Origin of the sequence: Streptomyces sp. XY431, from assembly GCF_001279805.1 — a bacterium.
GTDB classification, from domain to species: Bacteria; Actinomycetota; Actinomycetes; order Streptomycetales; family Streptomycetaceae; genus Kitasatospora; species Kitasatospora purpeofusca.
The window spans coordinates 1-5,595 of the sequence record NZ_LGDO01000181.1 but is presented as its reverse complement, the minus strand read 5'-3'; the positions used below and the strand labels follow the sequence as shown (position 1 = coordinate 5,595).

Below are 5,595 nucleotides of genomic sequence, written 5' to 3'. Positions count from 1 at the left end.
GGGCGGCGGGCAACGTGAGCGCGGCGGACGGGGCGGAGGGCCACGGGAGCCCGGCCGACGGGGCGGAGGACGGGGCGGGAGCGGGGAGCGCGAGGGACGGCGTCGGGGACGGGAGCACGGGCGGCTCCGGGGGACGGGGTGCGGCGGAGGACGGTACCGGAGTGTCCCGGGGCGATCGGCTCGCGGCCCGGGTCGGCGTCGGCACCGGTGTCGGGCGCTGCGGACCGGAGGCCGGCACGTCACCCGGGGATACGGACGCCGGGAGGGGCCGCGGGGGCGCGGCCGTCGGCGTGTGCGCGGCGCCGCCGTCCGGTGCCGCCGTCGGCAGCAGGCCCAGCGCCGACACCACCGCCCCGGCGCCGACGACCGTCAGCAGACCCCACCGTCGCGGACCCGGAGGCCGGCTCCTCCCCGCGACCGGCCGGTGCACCACCGGTGCGGGCAGATCGGTGGAAGCGGGGTCCGCTCCCCCGGGGCCGTGCGCCGCCGCAGGTTTCCGCAGCTCGGCTCGTGCGGGCCCGGGCCTGCCGGACGGTCGGCGGGAACAGCCGAACAGCTCGCTCCGCAGCAGGTCGACGTCCCAGCGGTGCACGGCCGCGAGGTCCTCCAGAGCCCTGCCGCAGCGGGGACAGCGGGCCAGGTGACGGGCCAGGTCGACGGTCACCGGCGCGTCCTCGCCGACACCTGCGGCCGCGCTCCCGGCGACGCCCGCGGCCGCGCTCCCGGCGGCACTCCCGGTGGCGCTCCCGGCAGCGCTCTCGGACAACGGCACGGCCAGGTGGCGGCAGCGCCGGTCCGGCACGGTCGCGACGAACAGCCGCAGATAGGCGTCGGCGAGCGTCCGCCGGGTGTCCGGGGGCGGGGCGTCCGGCCCGGGCGGTGCCACGAGGGCCCGCCACAGCTGTGCCGCCTGCGGGTCGGTGAGCGTGGCGAGCGAGCGCAGCAACGGGCTCTCCTCCTCCGCCGCGCACCGGGCGGCCCGGTCGCCCGGGTGCGCTCCGGCCCCTTCGTCGAACCGGTCCAGGAACCCGGGCGAGAGCGTGCCGCGCCGTCCCGTCTCCGCCCTCCTCGCCGCGAGGTGGCGGGCCTCGCCGAGCAGGGAGACGATCCAGGACGGGCCGGGCGTCGAGCCCCGGTGGTGGGCGTCGACGGTTCTGGCGACGGCCTCCGCTGCCAGCTCCCGCGCGTCGTCCGCGGTGGCGCAGAGTTCCAGCACGCAGGCCAGGATCACATCGCCGTACCGGCGCGTCAGCTCCTCGACGGCGTGCTGCGCCAGGTCCTTCGACGGCAGGAGCGCCCGGAGTTGGGCGTCCGTCAGTGCTCCGACGGTGGGTGGCATGCAGGTCCCGTCCGGCTGTCCCCTGCGCGCGACCTCGCACCGCGGAGAGGACGTCGCCCAGTTCGATCGACGTCAGGTGGAAGCCGCACGACCTGCCACGACCCGCGATCCGTCCTTCGAACGAGCAGGACGGGTCCCGGAGTCGCGGGGCCTCTTCCTCGACTTCCCAGGGGGAGAGCGGTGGTGGCCCCGCACGTCCCGCTCCGTTGCCGGACCGTTACCGGAGGCCTCCGCGTCGACCCGACGGAACGCGGGGGAGGCGCAGATTGTCAGCGGTGCCCCCGGCGGACCGCCGCCCGGCGGGCGGCGGTCCTGGGGGGCGTGCCGGCGGTCCTGCGGGTGGGTCAGTTCCCGAGGGTGACCGCGGTGTCGTCGATCAGGTAGGTCGTCCGGGCCGCGAGGTCCTCCCGGCCCACGAAACGCACGTCGACGTACCGGCCCGCGTACGAGGACAGGTCGACACTCCGCTCGACGTAACCGGTGGACGCGTCCAGGTTGGACCAGGTGGCCAGCACGGTGTCACCGGCCTGGACGGTCAGCTTGTCGTAGGGCACGGTCGTGGTGCCCTCGTCCGTGCTGATGTGCACCCAGAAGGTCAGCACCGCCCGGCAGCCGTACGGGATGTGGACGTTCTGGGCCAGGGTGTCGGTGCTGGTGCTGCCGTGCCCGCCCAGCCAGGCCTTCCACGCTCCGCTGTGCGGGAGGGTGTAGGGGTTGGTGGAGTCGACGGTCCGGCCGTTCGACGCGGTCCAGGCGACGGGGCCGTCCTCGAAGCCGGGGTTGGCGAACAGCTGGGCGGTGGCGCACTGGCCGACGGTGTAGGTCGTCCAGGAGAACGACACCGCGTCGTAGGCCCCGGTGGGGTCGGTGGCCGTGAGGGTGACGGTGCTGTCGGCCTGGGTGGTGGGGGTGCCGGAGATCACGCCGGTGGAGGCGTCGATCGCCAGGCCGGCGGGCAGCCCGGTGGCGGTGTAGGTGAGCGGCCCGGCGTTGCTGCTGGTGGCCTCGGTCCGGAGGTTCACGGCGGTGCCGGTCCGGGTGACCTGGTCGCCCGGGCTGGTCAGGGTGACGCCGGTGGTGATGCGGGGTCCGACGTTGACGGCGGCCCAGGCGTTGGCGGTGTTGCGGTAGGCGGGGCTGTCGGCGCCGTACAGCTCGGCGGCGGCCTTGAGGGTGGCGGTGCGGGCACCGGCGTAGTCGGTGGCGGAGGTCATGTGGGTGCTGAGGGCGCGGTACCAGATGGCCGCGGCGGCCTCGCGCCCGATCGGGTTGACCGGTCGGCCGTCGGAGGTCGGCGAGTCGTAGGCCACGCCGTTGACGAGCTTGGCGCCGCTGCCCTCGGAGGCCAGGTAGAACCAGTGGTTGGCCGGGCCGGAGGAGAAGTGGACGTCGCTGGAGCCGATCCCGGCGTACCAGTGGTCCTTGGAGGCGCCGTCCTTCGAGGGCTGGTCCATGTAGCGCAGCGGCGTGCCGTCGCCGTTGATGTCGATCTTCTCCCCGAGCAGGTAGTCCCCCGGGTCGGCGGGGTTCCTGGCCCAGAACTCCACGGCGGCGGCCATGATGTCGGAGGTCGCCTCGTTGAGGCCGCCGGACTCGCCGCTGTAGACCAGGCCGGCGGTGTTGGCGGTGACGCCGTGCGTCATCTCGTGGGCGGCCACGTCGATCGAGGTGAGCGGGTGGGCGTCGTAGTCGCCGTCGCCGTACGTCATGCAGAAGCAGACGTCCCACCAGTACGCGTTGGCGTAGCCCCTGCCGTAGTGGACGTGGCTGGTCGCGGCGACACCGTCGTTCCGGATGCCGTCGCGGCCCTGGACCTCCTTGTAGTAGTCCCAGGTCAGTTGCGCACCGTAGGCGGCGTCGGCACCGGCGGTCTGCGGGTGGTCGGGCCGGCCGGTGCCCCAGACGTCGTCGGCGTCGGTGAACAGGGTGCCGGTGGCGCGGTCGTCCTCGGCGTGCTCCAGGTCGTAGGTCCGGTGCCCGCCGCGGGTGCCGTCGGTCAGGCTGTACGTGCCGCCGGCCGCCGTGGTGCCCAGGGTGACGTCGCCGGAGTACTGGCTGTGGCCGGTGCCGTTCCTGACGTCCTGGTAGTCGAAGAGGTGGGCGCCGGTGGCAGCGTCGGTGATGACGTGCAGCTCGGACGGGGTCCCGTCGCCCTGCACCCCGCCGACGACGCTCTCCCAGGCCCGCACCGGCCGACCGGTCGCGGCCCACACGACCTCGCGGACGGAGGTGACCGCTGCGGCGCTCACCCCCTCGGCCCCGGCGCGCTCCAGCGCGCGGGCGTTGGCGGTCCCGGCGGTGACGGCCGCCAGGGCGGGGCCGACCGCGAGGGTGGCGCCGGTGGCCCTGTCGACGTCCTTGACGGTGCCGTCGGCGGCCGTGTGGACCACCAGGTCGCCGCCGAGGACCGGGAGTCCGGCGAGGGTGCGGTCGTACCGGGTGTGCAGCGTGCCGTCCGTGTCCTTGCTGACGGACTTCGGCTCCAACTCCTCCTCGGGGCCGAGACCGAGGGCTTCGGCGGTGGCCGAGCGGCGGGTCCGGGCGCCGGCCGTCAGCGCGGCCTGCTCCTCCCGGTCCAGCGGTGCGGGTGCGGCGCCCGCCCGGGGGGCGGGGACGCCGGGGACGCCAGGGCCGGGGCCGACGCGCCCGGCGGCGGTCACGGTGGTGGAGCCGGGGGTGACCGGCCCGGCTGTGGCGGGGCCGGAGGTGACCGGTCCGGCTGTGGCGGCACCGGGCGGCAGCACGGCGGTGATGAGGGAGACGCCGAGCGCGAGCGCGCACGCTCCGGCTGTCCGGTGGGTGCGAGGTGTCAAGGAAACTCCTCGGGGGGGTGGCCGGCGTCGGGCCCGGCCTCGGGGCCCGGATGCGCCGGACGACGTTGTCCGGTCGCCGTCCGGGCGACGGCGTACAGGCAACTGCCGCTCCCCACGGACCACGTGACGAGTTCGGCAGGCTCGACGAAGCGTGGCATGTTCGCGCGAACATGTCACCATGCCCGGTGCGAACCGGCCTGATACGCCAAGACCCGACACGGCCCGCGTTCCCACCGGCGTTTCTTCCGCAGGACCCCGCTCCGGGGCCGGGCCGGGCCGGAGGGCTGATCGGGGCATGTGCGAAGAGGAGCTGCGCACCCCACAGCCGGGGCGCGTCGATGCCCCGGACCCGCGGGGAGGGTCCGGGGTGACAGCGGCCGCAATGGCCGGATGCGGTCGGAACCCGGATCGGCGCGCCGGGCGAACGGTCGGCGGGCCGGGCGAACGGTCATTCGCCGGAACAGCACTCCAGGATCTGCCGGCAGTCGAGCGCCCGGACCGTGTCGCACGGGCAGCACCGCAGAGAAGTGGCGGTGGAGCGGCTCGCACCGGGCCGAATTCTCGTGGCCACGGCAATTCTCCTCGGTGCCGCACCCGACCGTCCCGGGGTATTGCCTTTTCCAGGAAAGCAGGCGCACCCGGGCCGGTCCAGCATCACGGCCACCCAAGTTCGCACGGGTCCGCGGAACCGTAGGTACCCCTGTCCGTAACCCTGGGTAGCGCCACCTCCGCCGACGGAATCCTTGGCAGCACCGGCCCGGCTGTACCGCCAGGGAGCCGTCCCACTACCGGCCGTCACCCCGGGTGGAGACCGGCGCAAGGTCGACGGAGGCTCCCGGGCGACGCGGGAATTCCGATTCCGGGATTCGATCGCGCCGGCCGTGAACCCGTGGGCGGCCGATGCCCCACGCAACCGGGAAAGAGCCCGGCCGCATTTCCCCGCTGCGCCGATCTGTGATTACTCTTGCGGACCCCGCCCCATTCCGGGAAAGGCGGCCACCCATGCTGCCTGTCGCCCGACCTCCCCGCCCGTCGCCCGTCACCCGCGGCCGGCCCCGGGGTCCGCCACGGCCGGTGGGTAACGATCTCGCAACGCAGCGGGACGCGGACGGCGATCCCTACTCCCCCTGTCCGAGTCCCCCGAACCGAGGAGTGCGCCGTGCCGACCTGTCATGCCGCCGACGCCGACGCCCCGGTGACGCATCGTCGCCGGACCGGCCGCCGGTGCGCATGGCTGCGCCAACATCGCTGCCCGGAGGCGGACCGGGCGCGGCCGCACGCCCCGAAGGCTCCCGCCCCCGGACGGCGCACCACCCCTCCGGCCGTCCGTGCGGGGCCCTGAGCCACCCGCGCCCCACGATCCACCGAACGTCCGCACCCTCCAAGGACCACCATGCCCCAGCCGCCGCATCCGGCCGACGACACCCCCGAGCCCGCCCCCCC

Annotated in this window: 2 protein-coding genes; both read right to left on the bottom strand. The window is 75.1% G+C overall.

Annotation, left to right across the window (positions count from 1 at the left end; genetic code table 11):
• On the bottom strand, positions 1-1,339 hold a 1,339-nt coding region (locus ADK60_RS19310; RefSeq protein ID WP_502687438.1), incomplete at its 3' end, for an RNA polymerase sigma factor.
• Positions 1,340-1,683: 344 nt separating this feature from the next.
• On the bottom strand, positions 1,684-4,152 hold the full coding sequence (locus tag ADK60_RS19305; protein ID WP_053647579.1) for a M4 family metallopeptidase: 2,469 nt from the start codon (positions 4,150-4,152) through the stop codon (positions 1,684-1,686).
• Positions 4,153-5,595 lie beyond the last annotated feature (1,443 nt).